The 23892-nt window shown below is 49.7% G+C and carries 27 protein-coding genes and 1 other annotated feature; of the genes, 8 read left to right on the top strand and 19 right to left on the bottom strand.

What is annotated here, in order from left to right:
• Window positions 1-26 precede the first annotated feature (26 nt).
• Entirely contained in the window at window positions 27-356 is a 330-nt protein-coding gene (locus A7Z06_RS06660) for an HI1450 family dsDNA-mimic protein (protein ID WP_000366958.1), read from the bottom strand.
• A gap of 34 nt (window positions 357-390) precedes the next feature.
• Entirely contained in the window at window positions 391-1851 is a 1461-nt protein-coding gene (gene cls, locus A7Z06_RS06655; protein ID WP_000214525.1) for a cardiolipin synthase, read from the bottom strand.
• Window positions 1852-1993: 142 nt separating this feature from the next.
• On the opposite strand from cls, the gene A7Z06_RS21645 reads away from it, so the two are divergent.
• Window positions 1994-2167 (top strand): YciY family protein, encoded by a 174-nt coding sequence (locus tag A7Z06_RS21645; protein WP_001309467.1) that lies wholly within the window; start codon window positions 1994-1996, stop codon window positions 2165-2167.
• 53 nt (window positions 2168-2220) lie between these two features.
• On the opposite strand, the gene kch is transcribed toward A7Z06_RS21645, so the two are convergent.
• Entirely contained in the window at window positions 2221-3468 is a 1248-nt protein-coding gene (gene kch, locus A7Z06_RS06645; protein ID WP_010344796.1) for a voltage-gated potassium channel protein, read from the bottom strand.
• Window positions 3469-3768: 300 nt separating this feature from the next.
• Entirely contained in the window at window positions 3769-4065 is a 297-nt protein-coding gene (locus A7Z06_RS06640) for a YciI family protein (RefSeq protein WP_000967595.1), read from the bottom strand.
• Between the two features lie 223 nt (window positions 4066-4288).
• On the opposite strand from A7Z06_RS06640, the gene tonB reads away from it, so the two are divergent.
• Window positions 4289-5002 carry a TonB system transport protein TonB gene (tonB, locus tag A7Z06_RS06635; RefSeq protein ID WP_105279386.1) on the top strand — a complete coding sequence of 238 codons (714 nt, stop codon included), beginning with the start codon at window positions 4289-4291 and terminating at the stop codon, window positions 5000-5002.
• A gap of 39 nt (window positions 5003-5041) precedes the next feature.
• On the opposite strand, the gene yciA is transcribed toward tonB, so the two are convergent.
• The 3 genes from yciA to A7Z06_RS06620 form a co-directional block, all read right to left on the bottom strand.
• The gene (gene yciA, locus A7Z06_RS06630) at window positions 5042-5440 is read right to left on the bottom strand and encodes an acyl-CoA thioester hydrolase YciA (protein WP_000108165.1); all 399 of its coding nucleotides are present in this window, start codon (window positions 5438-5440) and stop codon (window positions 5042-5044) included.
• 104 nt (window positions 5441-5544) lie between these two features.
• On the bottom strand, window positions 5545-6084 hold the full coding sequence (locus A7Z06_RS06625) for a septation protein A (RefSeq protein ID WP_000808653.1): 540 nt from the start codon (window positions 6082-6084) through the stop codon (window positions 5545-5547).
• 29 nt (window positions 6085-6113) lie between these two features.
• Window positions 6114-6857 carry a YciC family protein gene (locus A7Z06_RS06620; RefSeq protein WP_000028528.1) on the bottom strand — a complete coding sequence of 248 codons (744 nt, stop codon included), beginning with the start codon at window positions 6855-6857 and terminating at the stop codon, window positions 6114-6116.
• Window positions 6858-7211: 354 nt separating this feature from the next.
• Between A7Z06_RS06620 and ompW the strand changes: the two genes are divergently transcribed.
• Window positions 7212-7850 carry an outer membrane protein OmpW gene (ompW, locus tag A7Z06_RS06615; RefSeq protein ID WP_000737249.1) on the top strand — a complete coding sequence of 213 codons (639 nt, stop codon included), beginning with the start codon at window positions 7212-7214 and terminating at the stop codon, window positions 7848-7850.
• A 58-nt stretch (window positions 7851-7908) separates the two neighbouring features.
• Here ompW and A7Z06_RS06610 read toward each other — a convergent pair whose 3' ends face one another.
• From A7Z06_RS06610 to trpL, 9 genes are all read right to left on the bottom strand, one after another.
• Window positions 7909-8415, bottom strand: a complete 507-nt coding sequence (locus tag A7Z06_RS06610) for a ferritin-like domain-containing protein (RefSeq protein WP_001079506.1) — start codon at window positions 8413-8415, stop codon at window positions 7909-7911.
• A gap of 45 nt (window positions 8416-8460) precedes the next feature.
• On the bottom strand, window positions 8461-8961 hold the full coding sequence (locus A7Z06_RS06605; protein WP_001056502.1) for a YciE/YciF ferroxidase family protein: 501 nt from the start codon (window positions 8959-8961) through the stop codon (window positions 8461-8463).
• 85 nt (window positions 8962-9046) lie between these two features.
• Window positions 9047-9226 carry a general stress protein gene (locus A7Z06_RS06600; RefSeq protein ID WP_000807651.1) on the bottom strand — a complete coding sequence of 60 codons (180 nt, stop codon included), beginning with the start codon at window positions 9224-9226 and terminating at the stop codon, window positions 9047-9049.
• Between the two features lie 381 nt (window positions 9227-9607).
• Entirely contained in the window at window positions 9608-10414 is an 807-nt protein-coding gene (gene trpA, locus A7Z06_RS06595; protein WP_105279368.1) for a tryptophan synthase subunit alpha, read from the bottom strand.
• Window positions 10414-11607, bottom strand: a complete 1194-nt coding sequence (trpB, locus tag A7Z06_RS06590) for a tryptophan synthase subunit beta (RefSeq protein ID WP_000209511.1) — start codon at window positions 11605-11607, stop codon at window positions 10414-10416. The genes trpA and trpB overlap by 1 nt, the downstream gene beginning before the upstream one ends.
• Window positions 11608-11618: 11 nt before the next feature.
• On the bottom strand, window positions 11619-12980 hold the full coding sequence (gene trpCF / locus A7Z06_RS06585) for a bifunctional indole-3-glycerol-phosphate synthase TrpC/phosphoribosylanthranilate isomerase TrpF (RefSeq protein ID WP_000983851.1): 1362 nt from the start codon (window positions 12978-12980) through the stop codon (window positions 11619-11621).
• Entirely contained in the window at window positions 12981-14576 is a 1596-nt protein-coding gene (gene trpD / locus A7Z06_RS06580; protein ID WP_105279367.1) for a bifunctional anthranilate synthase glutamate amidotransferase component TrpG/anthranilate phosphoribosyltransferase TrpD, read from the bottom strand.
• Window positions 14576-16138, bottom strand: a complete 1563-nt coding sequence (gene trpE / locus A7Z06_RS06575; RefSeq protein ID WP_001194556.1) for an anthranilate synthase component I — start codon at window positions 16136-16138, stop codon at window positions 14576-14578. Before trpE ends, trpD begins: the two co-directional genes overlap by 1 nt.
• Before the next feature lie 21 nt (window positions 16139-16159).
• Window positions 16160-16253, bottom strand: a sequence feature (Trp leader region).
• Window positions 16230-16274 (bottom strand): trp operon leader peptide, encoded by a 45-nt coding sequence (gene trpL, locus A7Z06_RS06570; protein ID WP_001700591.1) that lies wholly within the window; start codon window positions 16272-16274, stop codon window positions 16230-16232. (Overlaps the previous feature by 24 nt.)
• 137 nt (window positions 16275-16411) lie before the next feature.
• Here trpL and rnm point away from each other — a divergent pair, with 137 nt between their 5' ends.
• From rnm to rluB, 4 genes are all read left to right on the top strand, one after another.
• Window positions 16412-17293 (top strand): RNase RNM, encoded by an 882-nt coding sequence (rnm, locus tag A7Z06_RS06565; protein WP_001285663.1) that lies wholly within the window; start codon window positions 16412-16414, stop codon window positions 17291-17293.
• A complete protein-coding gene (locus A7Z06_RS06560) occupies window positions 17290-17910 on the top strand; it encodes an L-threonylcarbamoyladenylate synthase (protein WP_001516499.1) in 621 nt (206 codons plus the stop codon). The genes rnm and A7Z06_RS06560 overlap by 4 nt, the downstream gene beginning before the upstream one ends.
• 27 nt (window positions 17911-17937) lie before the next feature.
• Window positions 17938-19839, top strand: coding sequence for a DUF2207 domain-containing protein (locus A7Z06_RS06555; RefSeq protein ID WP_105279366.1), 1902 nt, complete (start codon window positions 17938-17940; stop codon window positions 19837-19839).
• Between the two features lie 211 nt (window positions 19840-20050).
• Window positions 20051-20926, top strand: a complete 876-nt coding sequence (rluB, locus tag A7Z06_RS06550) for a 23S rRNA pseudouridine(2605) synthase RluB (RefSeq protein WP_001291217.1) — start codon at window positions 20051-20053, stop codon at window positions 20924-20926.
• Between the two features lie 39 nt (window positions 20927-20965).
• On the opposite strand, the gene cobO is transcribed toward rluB, so the two are convergent.
• Both cobO and A7Z06_RS06540 read right to left on the bottom strand, forming a co-directional pair.
• The gene (cobO, locus tag A7Z06_RS06545) at window positions 20966-21556 is read right to left on the bottom strand and encodes a cob(I)yrinic acid a,c-diamide adenosyltransferase (RefSeq protein ID WP_001278904.1); all 591 of its coding nucleotides are present in this window, start codon (window positions 21554-21556) and stop codon (window positions 20966-20968) included.
• Window positions 21553-22311: a YciK family oxidoreductase gene (locus A7Z06_RS06540; RefSeq protein WP_000559297.1), complete on the bottom strand. Its 759-nt coding sequence runs from the start codon at window positions 22309-22311 to the stop codon at window positions 21553-21555. The genes cobO and A7Z06_RS06540 overlap by 4 nt, the downstream gene beginning before the upstream one ends.
• Before the next feature lie 218 nt (window positions 22312-22529).
• Between A7Z06_RS06540 and sohB the strand changes: the two genes are divergently transcribed.
• Complete coding sequence (sohB, locus tag A7Z06_RS06535) at window positions 22530-23579, top strand: protease SohB (RefSeq protein WP_000422074.1); 1050 nt, start codon at window positions 22530-22532, stop codon at window positions 23577-23579.
• A gap of 35 nt (window positions 23580-23614) precedes the next feature.
• On the opposite strand, the gene A7Z06_RS06530 is transcribed toward sohB, so the two are convergent.
• Complete coding sequence (locus A7Z06_RS06530; protein ID WP_001031530.1) at window positions 23615-23866, bottom strand: YciN family protein; 252 nt, start codon at window positions 23864-23866, stop codon at window positions 23615-23617.
• Between the last annotated feature and the right edge of the window lie 26 nt (window positions 23867-23892).

Below are 23892 nucleotides of genomic sequence, written 5' to 3'. Positions count from 1 at the left end.
CCCTTTATCACGCCAAAAGCGATTATTTATTCTCGCCAGATAATATGGCAAAGTTTGTGATCTTTTTCGCGACATAACAGAATGCGGGCGAAAATATCGTTAATTTCGCCATCTTCACTGTCCGCCAGGCCAATCACCACTTCGGCAAAAAAGTCCGGGTTTAAATCGAAATCAACATGCTCTTGCCAGTCTTCTGCCGGGTCGAATAACTCCGCACCGCCGCGCTCTTCAAACTGAAGATTGAACAGCAGAACATCAGCCGGATCGAGATTATCTGCGGCCAGTTCGAGAAAAATATCATAGGCCTGTTCAAGTGTTTCATCTTCGGTCAGGCGATTGTTTAAATCCATATCCATAGTCACTACCCGTTTAACATCTGTTGGCCACGTTTTACAGCAACGGGCTGAAGAAGTAAAACAGTCGCTCGGCAACGCGTTGCCAGAGTGGTCGTTTCGCCCACAACCGCGCATCAAGTAAACGTGAGCGCGAAATATAATCGTCCTGAACGGCGGCCAGGTCAGCACCAAAACCTTTATCGTCGATCGCCAGCGTGATTTCAAAGTTCAGCCAAAGACTACGCATATCGAGGTTAACGGTGCCCACCAGACTTAACTCGCCATCGACCAGCACGCTCTTGGTATGCAGCAATCCGCCTTCAAACTGATAAATTTTAACCCCAGCGGCCAGCAGCTCAGTAAAGAACGCGCGGCTGGCCCAGCCAACCAGCATTGAGTCATTTTTACGTGGCAGGATAATACTGACATCAACACCACGTTGCGCTGCCGTGCAAATTGCGTGAAGCAAATCATCGCTGGGCACGAAGTAGGGCGTCGTCATGATCAAATATTCACGCGCCGAATAAGCCGCAGTCAGTAATGCCTGGTGAATCAGGTCTTCCGGGAAGCCGGGGCCAGAAGCAATGGTATGGATCGTATGACCGCTGGCCTGCTCAAATGGCATAATATTGACATCTGGTGGCGGCGGCAGAATACGTTTCCCGGTTTCAATCTCCCAGTCGCAGGAATAAATAATCCCCATCGCGGTGGCGATGGGGCCTTCCATACGCGCCATCAGGTCAATCCATTGTCCTACGCCCGCATCCTGTTTGAAGAAGCGCGGATCGACCATATTCATACTGCCGGTATAGGCAATGTAGTTATCGATCATGATCATCTTGCGGTGCTGGCGCAGATCCATACGGCGTAAAAATACGCGCATCAGATTAACTTTTAGGGACTCGACCACTTCGATACCGGCATTACGCATCAGTTCTGGCCACGGACTGCGGAAGAACGCGACGCTACCGGCGGAATCGAGCATCAGTCGGCAATGAATACCGCGTCGGGCTGCAGCCATCAGTGACTCAGCCACCTGATCCGCCATACCGCCGGGTTGCCAGATATAAAACACCATCTCAATATTATGCCGGGCGAGCTGGATGTCGCGGATTAACGCCTGCATCACATCATCAGACTCGGTCATCAGTTGTAGCTGATTTCCTTTGACCCCGGCGATCCCCTGACGACGCTCGCAAAGCTTGAATAACGGGCCGGCGACACTGCTGTTTTCTTCTGCGAAGATATGTTTACAGGCTTTAAGATCGTTAAGCCATTTAGCGGTAGAAGGCCACATCGCTCTGGCGCGTTCGGCACGGCGTTTACCTAAGTGGAGTTCGCCGACTGCAAGATAGGCAATAATTCCGACCAGAGGCAGAATATAAATGATTAACAGCCAGGCCATGGCGGAGGGAACTGCACGTCGTTTCATTAGAATGCGTAATGTTACGCCTGCAATGAGCAACCAGTATCCCAGAATGGCCAACCAACTCACCAACGTATAAACGGTTGTCATAGATTAGAAATCCTTTTGAAAGCGCATTGTTATGAGTTTACGCATATGGATTCATCTGGCAAATAAAAACGCGGGAAAAGCACTAGTCAGCGTCGGGGGCGAGGGTATAATGACCATTCTGTTATTGCATAGAGTAGTTAACATGAAGCGGAGTAGAACGGAAGTGGGACGCTGGCGTATGCAGCGTCAGGCTAGCCGGCGTAAATCGCGTTGGCTTGAGGGGCAGTCTCGCCGAAATATGCGTATCCACAGCATCAGGAAGTGCATTCTAAACAAACAGCGTAACTCGTTATTGTTTGCGATCTACAATATCTGAATGTTCCGGGCACCATTGCGGTGCCCAGCAAGTTTACCTTCAGCCTTTTAAATCTATTTTTGCGCCGATTCATTACTGTCAGTTTTCGTTTCATCGTCATCGCTGAAAATACCATGCCCGGAGTTCAGCAACATTGAGACGAGCATATCATTATTAATCTCTTCACCATTTAAAACCCGCGCCAGAATTTCGCTGCCAAAAAGCTGCGGCGAAAGAATGATGTCCGGATGTACCATTTTAATTTTATTCAGGTTTTTGCTATCGCTGACGGCCAGCACCGTTTTGACATCTTTGCTCATATCTTTGGCTGACAGGACGACAAAAGCGTTATCTGCATCGTTATCACTGAGCGCCAGAATAGCCCGACAGTGATCGATTCCCGCTTTTTTTAATACCGAACTGTCATTGCTGTCACCGGGAATAACATCAGCATTGTCGCCTAATCGTTGCTCAAGTTGTTTGATGTCATCTTCTGGCAAATTGCTGATAACAGTCACGTTTTGTCCGCGTTGATTCAGTTGCAGAATCGTGTTGATTGCCAGAATGGAGTGACCGCAAACAATAAAGTGATCTTTACGATTCATCGTATGCTTGTTTCCTTTCACTAGTTTATTGAATCCTCCTCGGATAAGAGGACCAAAAATAGAGGTCATGGAGGTGGCGAAAACGGTAATGCCGGAAATAATGACTGAAATAGTAAACAGGCGTGCCGATTCAGACACGGGAACGATATCGCCATAGCCCACGGTTGACATAGTTTCTATCGAAAAATAGAAAGCAGTCATCAGGCTCTCTATTCGCGGATTGAAACCCTCACTTAAATACAGCGCGCCGTAGGTGGAGTAAAACAGTAACGTCGTAAAACTAATAAAAGCAAAAATTGTCCCGGCGGCGGCACTACTGTGTGAGAAGTCTTTGCGCAGCACCAGCAGAATCACCAGCGTAAAGATGCAAAAACCAATACTAAATTTCAGCCAGGGATAAAAATGCAAGGTGTAGATCAGCGTAATCAACAACAAAATAATACTGATTGCCCATGCCAGTTTTGCTCGAAATAACAAGCCGATCGAATTCAGAACAAGAAAGACGCCGAGCATAAACAGCGGCGCATTGGCCAGCAAGGAGAGATCAAGTTCCGAAAATGCCTGGATATGGAAAATATCGAGCAGATTGACCGACATACCATAGATTGTTTTAAAAATAAGCAATCCATTTGAAAAGACGGCTAGCGCGATAATATCGTGCCGCAGGGTCACCCATAAATTTACTGCTGTTTGCTTGAATGTAGCCCAGTGACTCACTGATACCTCTGTAACCACAATTTTGTTTAATTATCTCTACGCGTACATAATGTGAGCATACATGCGACGCGTGAATATGTTAAACAATAGTAGATGACTTTATCCGCAGTAATCAAAGGATTTGATTGAGCAATACCTTGTCAGGGAGGGGCATTTTTCCTGAATATGCTGACATCGTATAAAGAAATACAGATAAAGTTATTATCTGTTTGTTATAGCGGCTGCGATGGCATACCTACAAGGAAAGGCCAAACAAGAACACGGTTGCTAAAACCGTGTTCTAAGATGTTGAGCCTCTATTCAGAACACTTTCTTAAAGGGCTTTACTGAAACGTGTTCATACACTCCAGCCGCCACGTAAGGATCGGCATCAGCCCATGCTTGCGCTGCTTCCAGAGATTCAAATTCAGCAATCACCGTCGAACCTGTAAAACCTGCGGCACCAGGATCATTGCTATCAACTGCTGGCATTGGTCCCGCAGTCAGCAAACGACCTTCATCATGCAGTAACTGCAAACGCGCTAAATGTGCCGGACGAACGGAAAGACGTTTTTCGAGACTATCGGCTTTGTCTTGAGCGTAAATTACATACAACACGGGCACAACTCCTTGTTCGGAAAAGTTGTAAAGTACGTTATTTGAAAGGGCGAAGATCTGCAACGGAAAGATGATGTCTTTGTTAAGAGTCTGGATAAAGTCAGGTCAATTACGCCAAAAATTGCGTTTTCACTGATCCTGATCGTTTTGTGTTATTGAATATGATTGCTATTTGCATTTAAAATTGAGGCCTGGTTTTTCTACTGAAATGATTATGACTTCAATGACCCTTGATTTACCTCGCCGCTTCCCCTGGCCGACGTTACTTTCAGTCTGCATTCACGGTGCTGTCGTGGCGGGTCTACTCTATACCTCGGTACATCAGGTTATTGAACTACCTGCGCCCGCGCAGCCGATTTCTGTCACCATGGTTGCGCCAGCGGATCTCGAACCGCCACAAGCCGTTCAGCCGCCGCCGGAGCCGGTGGTAGAGCCGGAACCTGAGCCGATACCTGAACCGCCAAAAGAAGCGCCGGTGGTCATTGAAAAGCCGAAGCCAAAACCTAAGCCAAAACCGAAGCCAGTGAAAAAGGTGCAGGAACAGCCAAAGCGCGATGTTAAACCAGCGGAGTCGCGTCCGGCATCACCGTTTGAAAATACGGCACCAGCGCGCCCGACCACCAGCACTGCAACGGCTGCAACCAGCAAACCAGTCACTAGTGTGGCTTCAGGACCACGCGCATTAAGCCGCAATCAGCCGCAGTATCCAGCGCGTGCGCAGGCATTGCGCATTGAAGGGCAGGTTAAAGTTAAATTTGACGTTACACCGGATGGTCGCGTGGATAACGTACAAATTCTTTCCGCCAAACCCGCAAACATGTTTGAGCGCGAAGTGAAAAACGCGATGCGCAGATGGCGTTACGAGCCGGGTAAGCCAGGAAGTGGAATTGTGGTAAATATTCTGTTTAAAATTAACGGCACCACCGAAATTCAGTAAGTAAAAAGTCAAAAGCCTCCGACCGGAGGCTTTTGACTATTACTCAACGGGTAAGGCGCGAGGCTTTCCTTCAGGATCTACAGCGACATACTTAAATAATGCTTCCGTCGCTTTATAGCGTTGCCCAAGTGGTTCAGACGCCACCTTTTTCACCCACACTTCAATATTAATACTGACAGATGTTGTCCCTTTTTGGACACAGCGTGCATAGCAGCACACTACATCGCCGACCGCAACCGGCCGCAAGAAAGTCATTCCTTCAACCCGCACGGTTACTACGCGACCGTGTGCAATTTCTTTTGCCAGAATGGCACCACCAATATCCATCTGCGACATTAACCAACCACCAAAGATGTCACCATTGGCATTGGTATCGGCAGGCATGGCTAAAGTTCGTAAAACCAGATCGCCCTGGGGGACGTTATGTGTTGTTGACATGGTAAAACCGACTAAAAAGGAAAATCACAGGCGCGATGCTACTATGATTTTCCTGAGGAGAACAGAGGAGATACAGCGCCAGCCCCGAAGGACTGGCAGTCTGGTTATGATTTATCTTCCTGTGGCATGTGGCGGTAGATATAGATACCGCTTAACAGCGTGAAGATTAAGGTGAGGGCGGTCAGACCGAACACTTTGAAGTTGACCCAAATATTTTGTGGTAGCCAGAAAGCGATATAGATGTTTGCCAGCCCGCAAAGGATAAAAAAGACTGCCCAGGCCAGATTCAACTTCGACCATACTGGCTGCGGCAGGGTAAGCTCTTTACCCAACATACGTTGAATCAGCGGCTTTTTCATTACCCATTGGCTAACCAACAGAGCACCGGCAAACAGTGCGTAAATTACGGTGACCTTCCATTTAATAAACTCATCATTGTGGAAGAATAGCGTCAGACCACCGAAGACAACCACCAGAACAAAGGTGATCAGAGCCATCTTCTCAACCTTACGAAAGCGAACCCAGCTATAAATAAGCGCAATCGCTGTGGCGACGATCAGCGCCGCAGTTGCCGCATAGATGTCATAAATCTTATAGAACGCGAAGAAGACAACCAGCGGTAGAAAATCAAGAAACTGCTTCATTTTACGATTCCGTAATCAAATGCTTAGGGTTATTGGCGAATCAACATATACAGACGGAACAGATAGATGAGCAATACGGCTGAAATCAGGTTGCTCAAGGTGTTCGCCAGTACAGCGCCAATTTCTGGGGTTAATGCGGCAAACGAAGAGGCAAACAGCAACAACAGAGTTTTTGCCAGTAACCAACTCAATACCGCAGGTGCCACCAGACGCATATTCGCCCATGTCAGCCGCATACTGCTGCGCATGGAGGCGAAAACGCCCATTTTATCCTGGACCAGCATCACGGGAGCCAACGCCAGCAGGATGGCCATGATGATACCAGGAACGACCACCAGCATGATGCCTATTTGCACAATCAATGTTGTCAGGAGGATTAGCAAGAATAGCTTCGGTAATACCGGAGCGCTCGCGCCAATTGCCCGTAATGCGCTGACCCGCTGACCGGCGGACACTAGCTGGATCATTAATAATACGCCGCCCGCAAGAATGGCGTTACCGATTAATCCTGAAAAGGTAGAAGCAGCGGACGCACGCAGCAAAATCTGCTGTTGTTCCGGGGACATATTTTGTACCAGGTCGAACAACCCACCGCCGCCACTAACGGGTACACCGTCATTGAGCTGCGCAAGTTGAGCGTCACTGGGTGAGAAAACATGTCCTAACACCACTGTGATAAATGCACAAAGCAACGATACCAACAGAATGGTCATAAATTGATTACGGAAGAAATTTCCGGTGTCACGGTATACGGACTGCGCCGTGATAGACATGCACTCTCCTTGAGTTTTATGCAGGTGTTAATTAGCGGGCAATTGTACCCTGGTTAGCCTCTCAGTGGCAGCATCAGGTCATGTATGGAAAAGCATATCTTTGTAAAGCGGAGGTAATTGTTGGCATTTATGTGTGCAGACGGGAGCAAGTGGCGAGCGCGTTAATATTTGCGCAGCGCAAATATTCGAAAATTGATTTAAATCACATTAACCAGGATTTGTGATGCAACTTCTAAATTAATCCAGATCAATAAAGGGTGATTTAGAGGATGTAGTGTGATCTGTGTAGGATCATTTGTTACCCCAATGTAGGTATATTTGTCACGTTTTTATAACCATAACGACGGAGCGGATATGAAAAAATTAACAGTGGCGGCTTTGGCAGTAACAACACTTCTCTCTGGCACAGCCTTTGCGCATGAAGCAGGCGAGTTTTTTATGCGTGCAGGTTCTGCGACTGTGCGTCCGACAGAAGGCGCTGGTGGTACGTTAGGAAGTCTGGGGGGATTTAGCGTGACTAATAACACTCAGTTGGGCCTGACGTTTACGTATATGGCGACTGACAATATCGGTGTTGAATTACTGGCAGCGACGCCTTTCCGCCATAAAATCGGTACTCGCGCGACCGGTGATATTGCAACAGTCCATCATCTGCCGCCAACACTGATGGCGCAGTGGTATTTTGGTGATGCCAGCAGCAAATTCCGTCCTTACGTTGGTGCCGGTATTAACTACACCACGTTCTTTGATAATGGATTTAACGATCATGGCAAAGAGGCCGGGCTTTCCGATCTCAGTCTGAAAGATTCCTGGGGCGCTGCCGGGCAGGTTGGGGTGGATTATCTGATTAACCGTGACTGGTTGGTTAACATGTCAGTCTGGTACATGGATATCGATACTACCGCAAATTATAAACTGGGCGGTGCACAGCAACACGACAGTGTACGCCTCGATCCGTGGGTGTTTATGTTCTCCGCAGGATATCGTTTTTAATTCCCCGCAAAAATGACCCCGTAATTACGGGGTCAATAAGGACATGGTATAAAGGGTATTATTTCTTCGCTTCTACGCCATCAGTTTCAGCACGAATTAAAAATTTCTCAGTTGTTTGCGGAATATGCTGAATTAGCCAGTCGGCCATTTGCTTTTCCTCATTTAAAATCGCTTCGATGACCGGAATAGAGGCTGTATCACCGGCATTTTTTGCCGCAGCTAATAGTGAGGTATAGCAGGCGATTTCAAATTGCTCGAAGACATAGCCGCTAATGGAACCTTTCACAATTTCATCAGAAGGAAAAATACCACCGATAGACTGCCCAAGCGCAGCCATTTTACTCATGGAATCTTTAATGACTGAACGTGAAATGTCATTACGATCAAGAATAGTTTCCAGTTGAACAATCTGGTTTTTGGTTTCACTAAGATGTTGTTCAATACGAGCGCGTAGTTCAGGATAATTATCTATACGGCTGGCCATGGATTCAAGCATAGATTCGGCTTGCTTTTCCATTGCGTGGGCGTCACGTAGCCAGTCATGATAATGTTCAATACGATTCATGAAAATGTCCTCTTTATAAAATTACTGAAAGTTGAAGTTCATATTTCAGGCTTTATTTTCGGCTTTCTTATTTACGTTATTAAGAGCCAGATCAGTCAGTTTGATGTCAGTGGCCTTTTCTTCTTCCAGAGTTTCTTTCAGAAGCTTCGCTGCTTTACGGTAACCTAATTGTTCAGCCAGCGTCGCTAAGGTCCCGTAACTGGCGATCTCATAGTGCTCGACTTTCTGTGCAGCTGCAATGAGCGCGGCGTCACGCACTTCGTTTTTTTCTGTGCTCTCAATGACCTCATTAGCTTCTTCAATGAGTCCTTCCATTGCTACGCACTTCATGCGTTTAATTTTAAGATTTGATTCGGATTCTACGACTTGATCAATACGTTCTATCTGTCCATGAGTTTCCTCAAGGTGCGCATGAAAAGCCTGACTTAGTTTTTCGTTTGATGTCGCTCTGGAAAGTTTTGCCAGCGCGCGAGTTAACTGTTTTTCTGCGCTGTAGGTGTCTGAAAGCAGGTGAATAAATACATCTTCAATGGTCTTCATATTCATATTTTTCTCCAGTGAAATCACTGCGAGCCATACGGCCCGCAGATACAATTATCTTTATCAGCTGATATTAATAATTAACGGTGGATCAGGATTTTCCTGATTTATTACCACCGCTTTGTTGACCGCCTTTTTTACCCGCTTCGGATGCGCGTTGCGGATCGTTTTTAAAATTACCGCCGCTGTGCTGACCACCTTTACGACCTGCGTCGGATGCCTTCTCACGATCTTCGGCGAAATTTCCTGAACCACCACGATGTTCGGCCATGTTATTTCTCCCGTTACGTTGCATTGTTTGATTAATATGAGTGTTGTGTGCCGACACTCATTAAAATTAGTCGCTAATAAGAATTAGTCAAATTAAGCGTGGCAAGGAGGGAGGGTGGAAAATATATTTTGAGGAAGGTTCTGGATATATTAATAATTGCCTGAGGAATAAGTGACTTAGGAAAAATTATTGATTTTACTGGTGTTATGTTGCGGGATTAATTTGTTTGATTATATTACTGTTGGGCGGAAAAATGACGTAAGTTGACGTATGTTAGGGTTAAGCGAAACGGTAAAAAGGCAAATAATAAATAAAATTAAGATTTTTCTGGCTTCGTTAAAGGAATACAAAATGCCGCCAGCAGAACTGACGGCTGTGGGATTAACTGCGTGTTGCCGCTTTCATCGGTTGTATAAAAGCTTTCAATGCCACCAACATTTTCTCTGGCTCATTAATATGTTGCTCGATGATTTTAACAATGGCCGAACCAGAAATCGCGCCCGCAGCTCCTGCATCAATCGCTGCTTTTACCTGATCCGGGGCGGAAATACCAAATCCCTGCAATGGAGGTGCAGCGTTGTACTCTTTCAGCTTCGCAACCAGATGATTGAGGGGTAACGCGGCGCGGTTTTCTGCGCCGGTCACGCCCGCACGCGACAATAAATAGGTGTAACCACGACCATAAGAGGCTATCTGACGCAGCAAATCATCGTCGGCATTCGGCGGGCAGATAAATATAGGTGCGACGTTATGGCGCAACGCAGCTTGGCGGAAGGGCGCAGACTCTTCCACGGGCACATCGGCAACCAGCACCGAATCGACGCCGACTTTCTCGCACTGGGCATAAAACTCATCAATACCTTTGTTAAACACCAGGTTGGCATACATCAGAAGGCCAATGGGAATATTCGGGTGTTTCTGGCGAATCAGTGCCAGCATTTCAAAACATTGTGCCGGGGTCACACCCGCCGCAAAAGCACGCAGTGTGGCGTTTTGAATCGTCGGGCCATCTGCCAGCGGGTCAGAGAAGGGGATGCCTAACTCCAGCGCGTCAGCACCGGCTTCAATTAGCGTATCGATAATTTTCAGCGACTGCTCAATGCCCGGATCACCGAGCGTGACGAAAGGAACGAATGCGCCTTCTTTGCGCTCCTTCAAACGGGCAAACAGAGATTCGTAGCGTTCCATCAGATTTCCCCTCGTGCTTTCAAAATATCGTGAACGGTGAAGATGTCTTTGTCGCCGCGACCGGAAAGGTTAACCACCAGCAGCTGCTCTTTTTCCGGGTTTTCGCGCATCATTTTCAGCGCATGAGCCAGGGCATGGGAGGATTCCAGCGCCGGAATAATCCCTTCATGCAGGCACAGCGTTTTAAAGGCGTCCAGTGCTTCATCATCGGTAATTGAGACATAATCAGCGCGTCCAGTGCTGTTGAGATACGCGTGTTGCGGGCCGACAGACGGGAAATCCAGCCCGGCTGAGATGGAGTAAGATTCTTCAATCTGCCCGTCTTCTGTCTGCATCATCGGCGCTTTCATACCGAAATAGATGCCCACACGACCATGTTTCAATGGTGCACCGTGCTCGCCGGTTTCGATACCGTGACCGCCTGGCTCCACGCCAATCAGGCCAACGTCGGTTTCGTTGATGAAATCAGCAAACATCCCGATGGCATTCGAACCGCCGCCAACACAGGCGATAACGGCGTCCGGTAGGCGACCTTCTCTTTCCAGAATCTGTGCTTTGGTTTCTTCGCCAATCATCCGTTGAAACTCACGCACAATGGTCGGGTAAGGATGCGGGCCAGCTGCGGTGCCCAGCATATAGTGCGCGGTTTCATAACTGCCTGACCAGTCGCGCAGCGCCTCGTTACAGGCATCTTTCAGCGTCGCGGAACCGCTATGTACCGGAATCACTTCCGCGCCCATTAAGCGCATACGAAAAACGTTGGGCGACTGACGTTCGACGTCTTTGGCACCCATATAAATTCGACATTTCAGGCCAAGCAGGGCGCTGGCAAGGGCAGACGCCACACCATGCTGACCGGCACCGGTTTCGGCGATGATTTCGGTTTTACCCATCCGCTTCGCCAGTAAGGCCTGACCCAGCACCTGGTTTGTTTTATGTGCGCCGCCGTGCAGTAAATCTTCACGCTTCAGGTACAACGTGGTGTTAGTGCCGGCCGTAATATTCTGGCATTTAGTCAGCGCGGTCGGGCGTCCGGCATAGTTTTTTAGCAGATCATTAAACTGCGCCTGAAATTCTGGATCTTTTTGTGCGCTGACGAAGGCTTCTTCCAGCTGGCGCAGGGCAGGCATCAGGATTTGTGGCACGTACATGCCGCCAAACTCACCAAAATACGGGTTAAGTAATGTTGTCATTGTTCCTTTCCTTAATATGCGCGCAGTGTCTGGAAAACCGAGGCCAAAAGACGTGCGTCTTTGATGCCCGGTTGCGACTCTACAGCAGAATTAAAATCAAGCCCGGCGCAGCCGGTTTGTGCCGCTTCCACGCAGTTATCTGCGCCTAAGCCACCCGCCAGCAGAACGTTGCCAAGCGATTGACCGTTTAACAGTGACCAGTCGAAACGTTGCCCGCTTCCGCCCTGGCCGTTATCGAAAACATATTTATCAACGTGCTGAAAATCGCGCGCGGGCAGGGTTTCTCCAACGCTCAATGCTTTCCAGATGGCAACGTTTGCTGGCAGAGCATCACGCAGTGCGTCGATATATTGCTGATCTTCACTGCCATGCAGTTGCACTGCCACCAGCGATAACACCTTAGCTTTGCCTGCCACATCGGCAATATCGTGATTGCGGAACACGCCAACATACTGCAACGGTGCCGCAGCCATCACTTCCTGCGCCTGTTCAACGCTGACGCAACGCGGTGATGTCGCAACAAAAATCAACCCACCGTAAATCGCGCCTGCGTCATAAGCTGCTTTAGCATCTTGCCCACGCGTCAGGCCACACACTTTATTCTCACCCAACAACACCCGGCGCACGGCGGCGTTTAGATCGTCGTGCGCCATCAGCGCCGAGCCAATCAAAAAGCCGTTAGCGAAGTGGCCTAATTCGCGCACCTGAGCGTAAGTATTAATGCCGGATTCGCTGATCACCGTCACTTTGTGCCCCAGTTTTGGCGCAAGCTCGCGCGTGCGGTTGAGATCAATCGACAAATCACGCAGATCGCGGTTGTTGATGCCAACGACCTTTGCCCCCAATGCAATGGCGCGCTCCAGTTCCTCTTCATTACTGACTTCGGTCAGCACACCCATCTCCAGACTGTGGGCGACGGCGGCAAGCTGGCGATATTGTTCGTCATCCAGTACTGAAAGCATTAATAAGCAGGCATCGGCCTGGTAATAGCGCGCCAGATAGATCTGGTAAGGATCGATAATGAAGTCTTTACATAAAATCGGCTGCGGGGCGATTTGGCTGACGATGGGGAGGAAATCAAAGCTTCCCTGGAAATATTTCTCATCAGTCAGCACCGAAATTGCCGAAGCGTAATGCTTATAAATCGAGGCAATGCGTGCCGGATCGAAATCATCACGGATCACGCCTTTTGATGGCGACGCTTTCTTGCATTCCAGAATAAATGCGGTACGTGCACCCTGTAGCGCATCATAAAAATGTCGCGTGCTCGGCTGAATTTCATTCTGAAAACTGGCAAGTGGTTGCTGCTGTTTACGGGCTTCTACCCAAATCGCCTTGTCCGCGACGATTTTCGCTAAAACGGTTTGCATCATTTACCCTCGTGCCGCCAGTGCGGTGACTCTGTCGTAAGCGGAACCACTACGCAGTACCTCAAGAACGGTTTGCGCATTGGCTTGCAGATCTTCCTGGCCATGCAGGCGCATTAACATGGCGACATTCGCCGCGACGGCTGCCTCATGGGCGGCGTCGCCTTTACCTTGTAACAAACGTGTTAAAATGTCACGGTTTTCTTCCGGCGTTCCGCCTGCCAGTTGTTCCTGGTGGTAGGGCGTCAGGCCAAAATCTTCTGCGGTCAACTGATAGCTTTTAATTTCGCCATCGTGCAACTCGGCAACAATCGTTGGTGCGTGTAACGAAACTTCATCCATTCCGCCGCTGTGCACAACCGCTGCGCGTTGATACCCCAACACGCGCAGCGTTTCGGCAATCGGCAGTACCAGCTCCGGACTATAAACACCAATTAACGCCAGCGGCGGATGCGCCGGGTTAATCAATGGCCCCAGCACGTTGAACAGAGTGCGGGTTTTCAGTTGCTGACGAACCGGCATCGCGTGGCGGAATCCGGTGTGATATTTCGGTGCAAAGAGGAAACAGACGCCTAACTCATCCAGCGCCTGGCGCGATTTATCGGCGTTCATATCAAGATTAATACCGAACGCCGCCAGCAGATCCGAAGAACCCGATTTACTGGAGACGCTGCGGTTGCCGTGTTTCGCCACTTTCAGCCCACAGGCTGCTGCAACAAAAGCACTGGCGGTAGAAATGTTGATACTGTTGCTGCCGTCACCGCCGGTGCCGACAATATCGGCAAACAGATAATCCGGGCGCGGGAACGGCGCAGCATTTTCCAGAAGGGCAGTTGCTGCTCCGGCGATTTCGTTCGGGTGCTCGCCGCGAATTTTCATGCTCACCAGCGCCGCCGCCAGTTGTTCCGGTTTCAGTTCGCCACGCACCACCGCTGAAAAAAGCTGGTGGCTTTCCTGCTGACTAAGGGTCTGCGCCTGATACAGTTTTTCCAGAATCGGTTGCAGCGTGTTGGTGGGTTCCAGCTTTTGCTGCGCCCAGGCCAGCGTTTGTTCCAGCAAGCGAGCGCCCTCGGTGGTGAGAATGGATTCCGGATGGAACTGGAATCCACAGACGCGATCCGCATCATGACGAACCGCCATCACCATGCCATTAAAATGGGCGTTGATGGTTAAACCGGCCGGAATGTTACTGCCAACCAGCGAGTGATAACGCGCCACTGGCAGAGGGGTTGTTAACCCGGCAAACATCGCCTGACCGTCATGTTCAATGCTCGACGCTTTACCGTGCAGAATTTCGCCCGCCTGGCCGACATAACCCCCATAGGCTTCGACAATCGCCTGATGACCGAGGCAAATGCCAATAATCGGCAGCTTGCCGCGCAGACGAGTAAGCAGTTCCGGCATACAACCCGCTTCGCTCGGCACACCGGGGCCAGGAGAAAGCATCAGCACCGGATTGCTCATCGTCGCCAGGCGTTCAATTAAGGTCTGCGCCGGAATATGGTTGCGGTAAATCACCACGTTATGACCATTGCTGCGCAACTGATCTGCCAGGTTGTAAGTAAAAGAGTCGATATTATCGAGCAGCAGAATGTCAGCCATCAGAAAGTCTCCTGTGCATGATGCGCGGTGGCGATAGCGCGCAGTACAGCGCGGGCTTTATTACGGGTTTCGTCGGCTTCCGACTGCGGAACAGAATCAAGAACCACGCCAGCACCGGCCTGCACGGTGGCGATGCCGTTTTCCACCAGTGCCGAGCGGATCACAATGCAGGTGTCGAGATCGCCGTGTGCGGTGAAATAACCTACCGCGCCGCCGTAACTGCCGCGTCGACGACCTTCCGCTTCGGCAATTAACTGCATGGCGCGCACTTTCGGCGCACCGCTTAATGTGCCCATATTCATACAGGCGCGATAAGCGTGCAGGGCGTCAAGATCGTGGCGCAATTCACCGACAACGCGGGAGACGAGATGCATCACGTAAGAGTAACGGTCAACTTTGGTGAGGTCGGCAACGTAGCGGCTGCCGGGGGTGCAAATGCGTGCCAGATCATTACGGGCGAGATCCACCAGCATCAGATGTTCCGAAAGCTCTTTATGGTCGGTACGCATCTCCAGTTCTATGCGGCTGTCGAGGTCTCTGTCCAGTGAACCATCGGCGCGACGACCTCGTGGGCGTGTTCCTGCAATCGGGTAGATTTCAATCTGGCGGCTGGTGGCGTCATACTTGAGCGAACTTTCCGGCGACGCACCGAACAGAGTGAAATCATCATCCTGCATAAAAAACATATACGGGCTGGGGTTACTCTTTTTCAGCACGTAATAGGCTGCCAGCGGTGACGGGCAGGGCAGTGAGAAACGGCGAGAGGGGACGACCTGGAAAATTTCTCCGGCGCGAATCGCTTTTTGCAACGAACGCACTACGCCACCGAACTCTTCATCGCTCTGATTACATTCACAACGCATATGCGGTACGGAAACCACTGGCAGCGGCGGCGCGGCTTCGGTCAGTTGCTGACGTAGTTCGTTCAGGCGTGCAGTGAGACGCTGTTTTTCTTCTTCATTCGGCGCAAACAGGCTGGCCTGAATGCGGGTGCTTTTTTTCTGATGGTCAATCACCATCAGCGTTTCAGCGAGATAAAAACAGAAATCAGGGCAGTTATTTTCCGCTGACAATTGCGGTAAATCTTCAAACCCCGCGACCAGGTCATAAGAGAACAGGCCGCCAAAGAACATCGCTTCCCGTTCTTCCTTCGGTACATTCAACAGATTCTGCAATAAGCGGAAAGCGTCAAAAACCGAAAGGGAGCATAAGCGGGCGTCTTCATCCAGCAGTGGACTGACAGCGGGGAAGCGCAGCACACGGCAGTTTGGTGATTGTTCATTTTCCACCCCCGCAGGCAGGGCGTTATCCAGTAGTGTCAGCAGGGTTTCGCCATTGCCGGAAAGCGCCTGGATTGTGACAGTGTCACCTAATGCTGTAATGCGCAGCGCACTGTCTACCAGCAGCAGGCTTTTTAAATCATCTTTGCTGTCGATATCTGCGGATTCCAGCAGCAGCGTTGCCGGACGATCCCCACACAACTGGTGAAAAAGCGCGGTGGGATTGTCGCGATAAGCGCCTTCGCAGGTTAGCAATTCGAGATTCGGTTTTTGTGTTTGCATTGTTATTCTCTAATTTTGTTCAAAAAAAAGCCCGCTGATTAGGCGGGCTGGGTATCTGATTGCTTTACGCATGGTGAATACACTGCCCGTTTCAGGAAGTGCGCCACCAACCTTTCAGTACGAAAATTGCTTTCATTGTCGATACCCTTTTTGCGTGAACTTTCGTACTAGTTAACTAGTTCAATGATTAATTGTCAACAGCTCATTTCAGAATATTTGCCAGAACCGTTATGATGTCGGCGCAAAAAACATTATCCAGAACGGGAGTGCGCCTTGAGCGACACGAATTACGCAGTGATTTACGACCTGCACAGCCATACGACAGCTTCCGATGGCTGTCTGACGCCAGAAGCATTGGTGCACCGTGCAGTCGAGATGCGCGTCGGCACCCTGGCGATCACCGACCATGACACCACAGCCGCAATCGCGCCAGCAAGAGAGGAAATTTCACGTTCGGGGTTGGCGCTGAATCTTATTCCCGGCGTGGAAATTTCCACGGTCTGGGAAAATCATGAAATTCATATTGTCGGGCTGAATATTGATATTACTCATCCGCTAATGTGTGAGTTCCTCGCGCAGCAGACAGAACGGCGCAATCAGCGGGCGCAGCTAATTGCCGAAAGACTTGAAAAAGCGCAAATACCTGGTGCGCTGGAAGGCGCGCAACGGCTGGCGCAGGGCGGTGCGGTGACGCGCGGTCATTTTGCTCGTTTCCTTGTGGAGTGCGGCAAAGCCAGTTCAATGGCGGATGTCTTTAAAAAGTATCTGGCGCGCGGGAAAACCGGATACGTTCCGCCACAGTGGTGTACAATAGAACAAGCTATTGATGTCATTCATCATTCTGGCGGTAAGGCGGTACTAGCTCATCCTGGGCGGTACAATCTTAGTGCTAAATGGCTGAAAAGATTGGTTGCGCATTTTGCCGAACACCACGGCGACGCGATGGAAGTCGCGCAGTGCCAGCAATCGCCCAATGAACGCACCCAACTGGCGACACTTGCGCGTCAGCACCATTTATGGGCATCACAAGGATCTGATTTTCATCAGCCATGCCCGTGGATCGAACTGGGTCGTAAACTCTGGCTGCCCGCAGGTGTTGAAGGCGTCTGGCAGCTATGGGAACAGCCGCAGAACACCACAGAGAGGGAATTATGAGTCAGTTTTTTTATATTCATCCTGATAACCCGCAGCAACGTCTGATCAATCAGGCGGTGGAGATCGTGCGTAAAGGCGGGGTGATTGTCTATCCAACCGATTCCGGCTATGCGCTCGGCTGTAAAATTGAAGATAAAAACGCCATGGAGCGTATTTGTCGTATTCGCCAGCTGCCGGACGGTCACAACTTTACCCTGATGTGTCGCGATCTTTCTGAACTTTCGACCTATTCCTTTGTGGATAACGTCGCGTTTCGTCTGATGAAAAACAACACGCCAGGTAACTATACCTTCATCCTTAAGGGGACGAAGGAAGTGCCACGCCGTTTGTTGCAGGAAAAACGCAAAACCATCGGGATGCGCGTGCCGTCAAACCCCATCGCCCAGGCGTTACTTGAGGTGCTGGGTGAACCGATGCTTTCCACTTCGTTGATGCTGCCGGGCAGCGAATTTACCGAATCCGATCCGGAAGAAATTAAAGACCGTCTGGAAAAACAGGTGGATTTGATCATTCACGGCGGTTATCTCGGCCAGAAACCGACAACGGTCATCGACCTCACCGATGATACGCCAGTCGTGGTGCGTGAAGGCGTAGGTGATGTGAAGCCTTTCTTATAAAAAATTGCGTTCCACGGATGGAAGATTATGGCAGGGACATTTCGCTGCATTTTGCTGTTGATAGCTGGGCTGCTTTACTCATCGCTGGGTTACGCGAAAAACATGGAGATTCCTTATCATGAAGAAGGGATCTCGCTCTTTGATGTTGAGGCCACCATGCAACCTGATGGGGTGCTCGACATTAAAGAGAACATTCATTTTCAGGCGAGAAATCAGCAGATTAAGCATGGATTTTATCGTGATTTGCCTCGATTATGGATGCAGCCTAATGGTGATGCGGCGCTGCTAAACTATCGCATTATTGGCGTCACTCGTGATGGTATTCCTGAACCCTGGCAACTTGACTGGCATATCGGGTTGATGAGTATTGTCGTGGGCGATAAGCAGCGTTTCTTGCCACAAGGCGATTATCATTATCAAATTCATTACCAGGTTGAAAATGCTGTACTGCGTGAGGGTGATTCTGACCTGCTTATCTGGAACGTAACTGGTAATAACTGGCCGTTTGAAATCTATAAGACCCGATTTTCACTCAAGTTGCCTGATATTGCGGGTAATCCATTTAGCGAAATCGATCTCTTTACTGGAGAAGAGGGCGACACATATCGAAATGGCCGCATCCTTGAGGACGGAAGAATTGAATCCCGCGATCCGTTTTACCGTGAAGATTTCACTGCACTCTACCGTTGGCCTCATGCCTTGCTGGATAATGCCCCGGCACAACACACGACGAATATTTTTAGCCATCTTTTTTTGCCCTCAACATCGTCTCTTATCATTTGGTTACCGTGTCTGTTACTGGTGTGTGGATGGTTATATCTCTGGAAGCGCAGGCCACAATTTACGCCGGTAGATGTGAGTGAAACTGAAATCATTCCCCCAGATTACACGCCTGGCATGTTGCGTCTCGATGCGAAGCTGGTTTACGACGATAAAGGTTTTTGTGCCGATATCGTAAATCTGATTGTGAAAGGAAAAATTCATCTGGAAGACCTGTATGACAAGAACCAGCAAATCCTGATTCGTGTTAATGAAGGCGCGACCAGAAATAATGAGGTACTACTGCCCGCAGAGCAGTTATTACTGGAAGCGTTATTTCGTAAAGGCGATAAGGTCGTTCTTACGGGGAGACGCAACAGAGTCTTACGCAGGGCATTTTTACGGATGCAGAAATTTTATCTGCCGCGTAAAAAGTCTTCGTTTTACCGACCGGATGCGTTTTTGCAATGGGGCGGACTGGCGATATTAGCAGTCATTTTTTATGGAAACCTGAGTCCCGTTGGCTGGGCAGGTATGAGTCTGGTGGCTGATATGTTTATCATGACCTGCTGGCTTCTTCCTTTTTTGTTTTCTTCCCTTGCGCTTTTGTTTGCCCGCGATGATGACAAGCCTTGCGTTAATCGTGTAATCATCACTTTGTTTTTACCACTGATTTGTTCAGGCGTGGCTTTCTATTCTCTCTACATCAATGTCGGAGATGTGTTCTTTTACTGGTATATGCCAGCCGGTTATTTTAGTGCCGTTTTCCTGACGGGGTATCTCACCGCCCTGGGGTATATTTTTCTGCCACAGTTTACACAAACTGGGCAGCAACGTTATGCCCACGGCGAGGCTATCGTCAACTATCTTGCGCGTAAAGAGGCGGCAACGCACAGTGGGCGGCGGCGGAAAGGGGAAACACGGAAACTGGATTACACTTTGTTAGGTTGGGCGGTCTCGGCAAACCTTGGCAGAGAATGGGCAGCACGTATCACTCTGTCACTTACAGCGGCTGTTCGCGCTCCGGAAATTGCCCGTAGCGGCGTTTTATTCTCATTACAGATGCACCTGAGTCTGGGAGCTAATACCAGTTTGTTGGGGCGAAGTTATTCCGGTAGTAGTGCCGGTGGCGGTGGCGGTGGCGGTGGCGCAGGCGGTGGTGGCTGGTAATCAAGCTGATGTTAATCGAAACAAGCTTTAACCCTAAAGATAGTGTAGTATGTTGCGCCTCAAAGCCAGGCCAGTTAAAACGTCATGTCGTTGACTTAAGGCCGGAAGAGTTCGAACAGACTTTACTATCAGTGAGTCAGATGTAAGTTCTGACTCACTGTTGCACAAAGCATATCAGACGCCTGGGAAGGCGACACCAAAAGGAAGCTCTATGAGCGAAAAGCTACAGAAAGTGCTGGCGCGTGCCGGCCACGGTTCTCGCCGTGAAATCGAATCTATTATTGAAGCCGGCCGTGTGAGTGTTGATGGCAAAATTGCTAAACTCGGCGATCGCGTTGAAGTTACTCCTGGACTGAAAATTCGTATCGATGGTCACCTGATTTCGGTGCGTGAGTCCGCTGAGCAAATTTGTCGCGTGCTGGCCTATTACAAGCCGGAAGGTGAGTTATGTACCCGTAACGACCCGGAAGGGCGTCCAACAGTGTTTGACCGTCTGCCGAAGCTGCGTGGCGCACGGTGGATTGCCGTAGGTCGTCTCGACGTTAATACCTGTGGTCTGTTGCTGTTCACCACCGACGGTGAACTGGCAAACCGTTTAATGCACCCAAGCCGTGAAGTTGAACGTGAATATGCCGTGCGTGTATTTGGTCAGGTTGACGACGCGAAACTGCGTGATTTGAGTCGTGGCGTGCAGTTGGAAGATGGTCCGGCAGCCTTTAAAACCATTAAGTTCAGCGGCGGCGAAGGGATCAACCAGTGGTACAACGTTACTCTGACCGAAGGCCGTAACCGTGAAGTTCGTCGTTTGTGGGAAGCGGTTGGTGTGCAGGTAAGCCGCCTGATCCGTGTTCGTTACGGTGATATCCCACTGCCAAAAGGTCTGCCACGCGGTGGCTGGACGGAGCTGGACCTCGCCCAGACTAACTATCTGCGCGAACTGGTGGAGCTACCGCCAGAAACCAGCTCTAAAGTCGCTGTAGAAAAAGACCGTCGTCGCATGAAGGCGAATCAGATTCGTCGTGCGGTGAAACGTCACAGTCAGGTGAGCGGCGGTCGTCGTTCTGGCGGACGTAATAATAACGGTTAATCAAAGTATGCCGGACGTCATATCCGGCATTTTTACAGATTAGTAATCAATCCCTATCTGCGCTTTTACACCGGCATCAAACGCATGTTTGATGGGGCGTAATTCACTTACCGTATCCGCCAATTCAAGAATATCCCGATGACAACCACGACCCGTGATAATCACCGTCTGTTGATGTGGACGTTCATTTAACGCCTGCACCACTTCTTCCAGTGGCAAATAGTCATACGCCACCATATACGTCAGCTCATCGAGCAAAACCATATCCAGTGAGGAATCCGCCAGCATTCGTTTTGCATGTTGCCAGACTTCGCGGCAGGCAGCGGTATCAGACTCACGGTTTTGCGTATCCCAGGTGAAGCCAGTTGCCATTACCTGAAACTCAACGCCGTGCGGCTCCAGCAGATTTCGTTCGCCATTAGGCCAGGTGCCCTTAATAAATTGCACGACGCCCACTTTTTTTCCGTGACCTACTGCGCGTGTTGCCGTACCAAATGCCGCTGTGGTTTTGCCTTTTCCATTGCCAGTAAAAACGATAATAATGCCGCGTTCATCCTGGGCCTGCGCCACACGGGCATCCACTTTTTCTTTAACTCGCTGCTGACGCTGTTGGTAGCGTTCATCACTCATTGGGAAATTCCTGGTTTACGGCCCGGTTGGGCGTCAAAGGTCATGCCGGTTTTACGGCGGCTATCATCGCCCATCAGCCAGAGGTAAAGTGGCATGATATCAGCGGGGGTTTTGAGTTTCTGCGGATCTTCCGTCGGGAAGGCGCTGGCACGCATGGCGGTGCGCGTACCGCCTGGGTTAATGCAGTTCACGCGCAGGCGCTGTTGATATTCATCGGCCAGTACCTGCATCATTCCTTCGGTGGCAAATTTTGAGGCAGCGTATGCACCCCAATTAGCCCGACCCTGACGCCCGACGCTTGATGAGGTAAAGACCAGCGAACCGGCGTCCGATTTGAGTAATAAAGGAAGCAGTGCCTGGGTCAGCATAAAGGTGGCATTAACGTTGACCTGCATGACATCCTGCCAGACCTGCGGATTTTGTTCACTCATCGGGCAAACTTCGCCAAGCAATCCGGCATTATGCAGAACGCCGTCCAGACGCAGATAATTAACGGCAATGCGCTGTGCCAGTTGATGGCAATCTTCGGATGTGCAGGTCATTAAATCGAGAATAAACCACTGTGGATGACGTCCGGTCTCTTCGAATATACGCTGGGCGACCTGACGTAATTTTTCTTCATTACGTCCCAGTAAAATCACTGTCGCGCCATAACGCGCATAAGTCTGAGCGGCTTCACGACCAATGCCGTCGCTGGCGCCGGTTACCAGGATAATACGATCATTGAGTAAATCTTGTTTTGGTTGGTAATGCATGGCTACTCCTCAACGACATCATCAGTCGCGCTGCCAGTGTACTTTATGACTTTGAGGGGTTATGCCTTAAACAGAGGCGCATTTCAATCAGCCAGGGGCGATAACGCCGCAAAATGAATACTTTGTCATACTTTCTCGTCAAGAATATCTCTGCGAGACGGCTTAACGTGCCTGTTGTAAACTGTGAGGCAAAGCGTTGTTTAACCAAGGTGGGACTCGTGGAATTGTTGTCTGAATATGGTTTGTTTTTGGCGAAAATTGTCACTGTTGTTGTGGCGATTGCGGCTGTTGCCGCCATTATTGTCAATGTTGCTCAACGTAATAAACGCCAGCGTGGCGAGTTACGGGTTAACAATCTCAGCGAACAATATAAGGAGATGAAAGAAGAACTGGCAGCAGCGCTGATGGATCCGCATCAGCAAAAGCAGTGGCACAAAGCGCAGAAGAAAAAGCACAAGCAAGAAGCGAAAGCAGCGAAAGCAAAAGCCAAACTGGGTGAGGTGGTGACTGACAGTAAACCCCGCGTCTGGGTACTGGATTTCAAAGGCAGCATGGACGCGCATGAAGTTAACTCATTACGTGAAGAGATAACCGCAGTACTCGCGGCATTTAAGCCACGGGATCAGGTTGTTTTGCGTCTGGAAAGCCCCGGCGGTATGGTTCATGGTTATGGCCTGGCAGCCTCACAATTGCGGCGTCTGCGCGATAAAAACATTCCTTTAACCGTTACGGTAGACAAAGTGGCTGCCAGCGGCGGGTACATGATGGCCTGTGTGGCGGACAAAATTGTTTCTGCGCCGTTTGCCATTGTTGGTTCCATCGGTGTGGTAGCGCAAATGCCCAACTTTAACCGCTTCCTGAAAAGTAAAGATATTGATATTGAACTGCATACTGCCGGGCAATATAAGCGCACGCTGACATTGCTGGGTGAAAATACTGAAGAAGGGCGCGAAAAATTCCGCGAAGAACTGAACGAAACACATCAGCTATTTAAAGATTTTGTAAAACGTATGCGTCCGTCTCTGGATATTGAAGAGGTGGCTACCGGTGAACACTGGTACGGGCAACAGGCGGTAGAGAAAGGCCTGGTTGACGAAATCAACACCAGTGATGAAGTGATTCTTAATCTGATGGACGGTCGAGAAGTGGTCAATGTGCGTTATATGCAGCGTAAACGGTTAATCGATCGGTTTACCGGCAGTGCGGCAGAGAGCGTCGACCGATTGTTGCTACGCTGGTGGCAGCGTGGGCAAAAGCCTTTGATGTAAAAGACAAACGCGAGGTTCAGGCCTCGCGTTTTGCTTTAATCTACCAGATGATATTTTTCCGAGAGCACGTGTGCCAGGTGTTTGAACATATTAAACACCGCAGTGCTTTTCGCTGTCGGCAGCCCTTGCTCATCTAAAAAGTAATCGCCAGTAAACACCAGCACGCCATTACGCTGCGTGACGCCGGTGGCTTCAATTCCTGCGAGTGTGTCCTCATGCTCACGAATGATTTTGTTGGCCTCTTTCAACAGCGTTTCGCGGTCGATGGGTTGTGTCTCTTTGTTCATTATTTACTCCTTAAACAAGGACATTA

The organism is Escherichia sp. MOD1-EC6819, assembly GCF_002965765.1.
Taxonomy (GTDB): Bacteria; Pseudomonadota; Gammaproteobacteria; order Enterobacterales; family Enterobacteriaceae; genus Escherichia; species Escherichia ruysiae.
The sequence above is the reverse complement of the archived record's forward strand: the minus strand, read 5'-3'. Positions and strand labels throughout refer to the sequence as shown.

Bases quoted from the DNA above. Each gene is read 5' to 3' on its own strand.
- A7Z06_RS06605 (WP_001056502.1), bottom strand. From the start codon at position 8,961: ATGAATATGAAGACCATTGAAGATGTATTTATTCACCTGCTTTCAGAC.
- cls (WP_000214525.1), bottom strand. From the start codon at position 1,851: ATGACAACCGTTTATACGTTGGTGAGTTGGTTGGCCATTCTGGGATAC.
- cobO (WP_001278904.1), bottom strand. From the start codon at position 21,556: ATGAGTGATGAACGCTACCAACAGCGTCAGCAGCGAGTTAAAGAAAAA.
- trpD (WP_105279367.1), bottom strand. From the start codon at position 14,576: ATGGCTGACATTCTGCTGCTCGATAATATCGACTCTTTTACTTACAAC.
- A7Z06_RS06530 (WP_001031530.1), bottom strand. From the start codon at position 23,866: ATGAACAAAGAGACACAACCCATCGACCGCGAAACGCTGTTGAAAGAG.
- rluB (WP_001291217.1), top strand. From the start codon at position 20,051: ATGAGCGAAAAGCTACAGAAAGTGCTGGCGCGTGCCGGCCACGGTTCT.
- A7Z06_RS06660 (WP_000366958.1), bottom strand. From the start codon at position 356: ATGGATATGGATTTAAACAATCGCCTGACCGAAGATGAAACACTTGAA.
- A7Z06_RS06610 (WP_001079506.1), bottom strand. From the start codon at position 8,415: ATGAATCGTATTGAACATTATCATGACTGGCTACGTGACGCCCACGCA.
- trpCF (WP_000983851.1), bottom strand. From the start codon at position 12,980: ATGATGCAAACCGTTTTAGCGAAAATCGTCGCGGACAAGGCGATTTGG.
- yciA (WP_000108165.1), bottom strand. From the start codon at position 5,440: ATGTCAACAACACATAACGTCCCCCAGGGCGATCTGGTTTTACGAACT.
- A7Z06_RS06560 (WP_001516499.1), top strand. From the start codon at position 17,290: ATGAGTCAGTTTTTTTATATTCATCCTGATAACCCGCAGCAACGTCTG.
- trpB (WP_000209511.1), bottom strand. From the start codon at position 11,607: ATGACAACATTACTTAACCCGTATTTTGGTGAGTTTGGCGGCATGTAC.
- ompW (WP_000737249.1), top strand. From the start codon at position 7,212: ATGAAAAAATTAACAGTGGCGGCTTTGGCAGTAACAACACTTCTCTCT.
- A7Z06_RS06625 (WP_000808653.1), bottom strand. From the start codon at position 6,084: ATGAAGCAGTTTCTTGATTTTCTACCGCTGGTTGTCTTCTTCGCGTTC.
- trpA (WP_105279368.1), bottom strand. From the start codon at position 10,414: ATGGAACGCTACGAATCTCTGTTTGCCCGTTTGAAGGAGCGCAAAGAA.
- A7Z06_RS21645 (WP_001309467.1), top strand. From the start codon at position 1,994: ATGAAGCGGAGTAGAACGGAAGTGGGACGCTGGCGTATGCAGCGTCAG.
- A7Z06_RS06620 (WP_000028528.1), bottom strand. From the start codon at position 6,857: ATGTCTATCACGGCGCAGTCCGTATACCGTGACACCGGAAATTTCTTC.
- A7Z06_RS06540 (WP_000559297.1), bottom strand. From the start codon at position 22,311: ATGCATTACCAACCAAAACAAGATTTACTCAATGATCGTATTATCCTG.
- A7Z06_RS06555 (WP_105279366.1), top strand. From the start codon at position 17,938: ATGGCAGGGACATTTCGCTGCATTTTGCTGTTGATAGCTGGGCTGCTT.
- trpE (WP_001194556.1), bottom strand. From the start codon at position 16,138: ATGCAAACACAAAAACCGAATCTCGAATTGCTAACCTGCGAAGGCGCT.
- tonB (WP_105279386.1), top strand. From the start codon at position 4,289: ATGACCCTTGATTTACCTCGCCGCTTCCCCTGGCCGACGTTACTTTCA.
- A7Z06_RS06600 (WP_000807651.1), bottom strand. From the start codon at position 9,226: ATGGCCGAACATCGTGGTGGTTCAGGAAATTTCGCCGAAGATCGTGAG.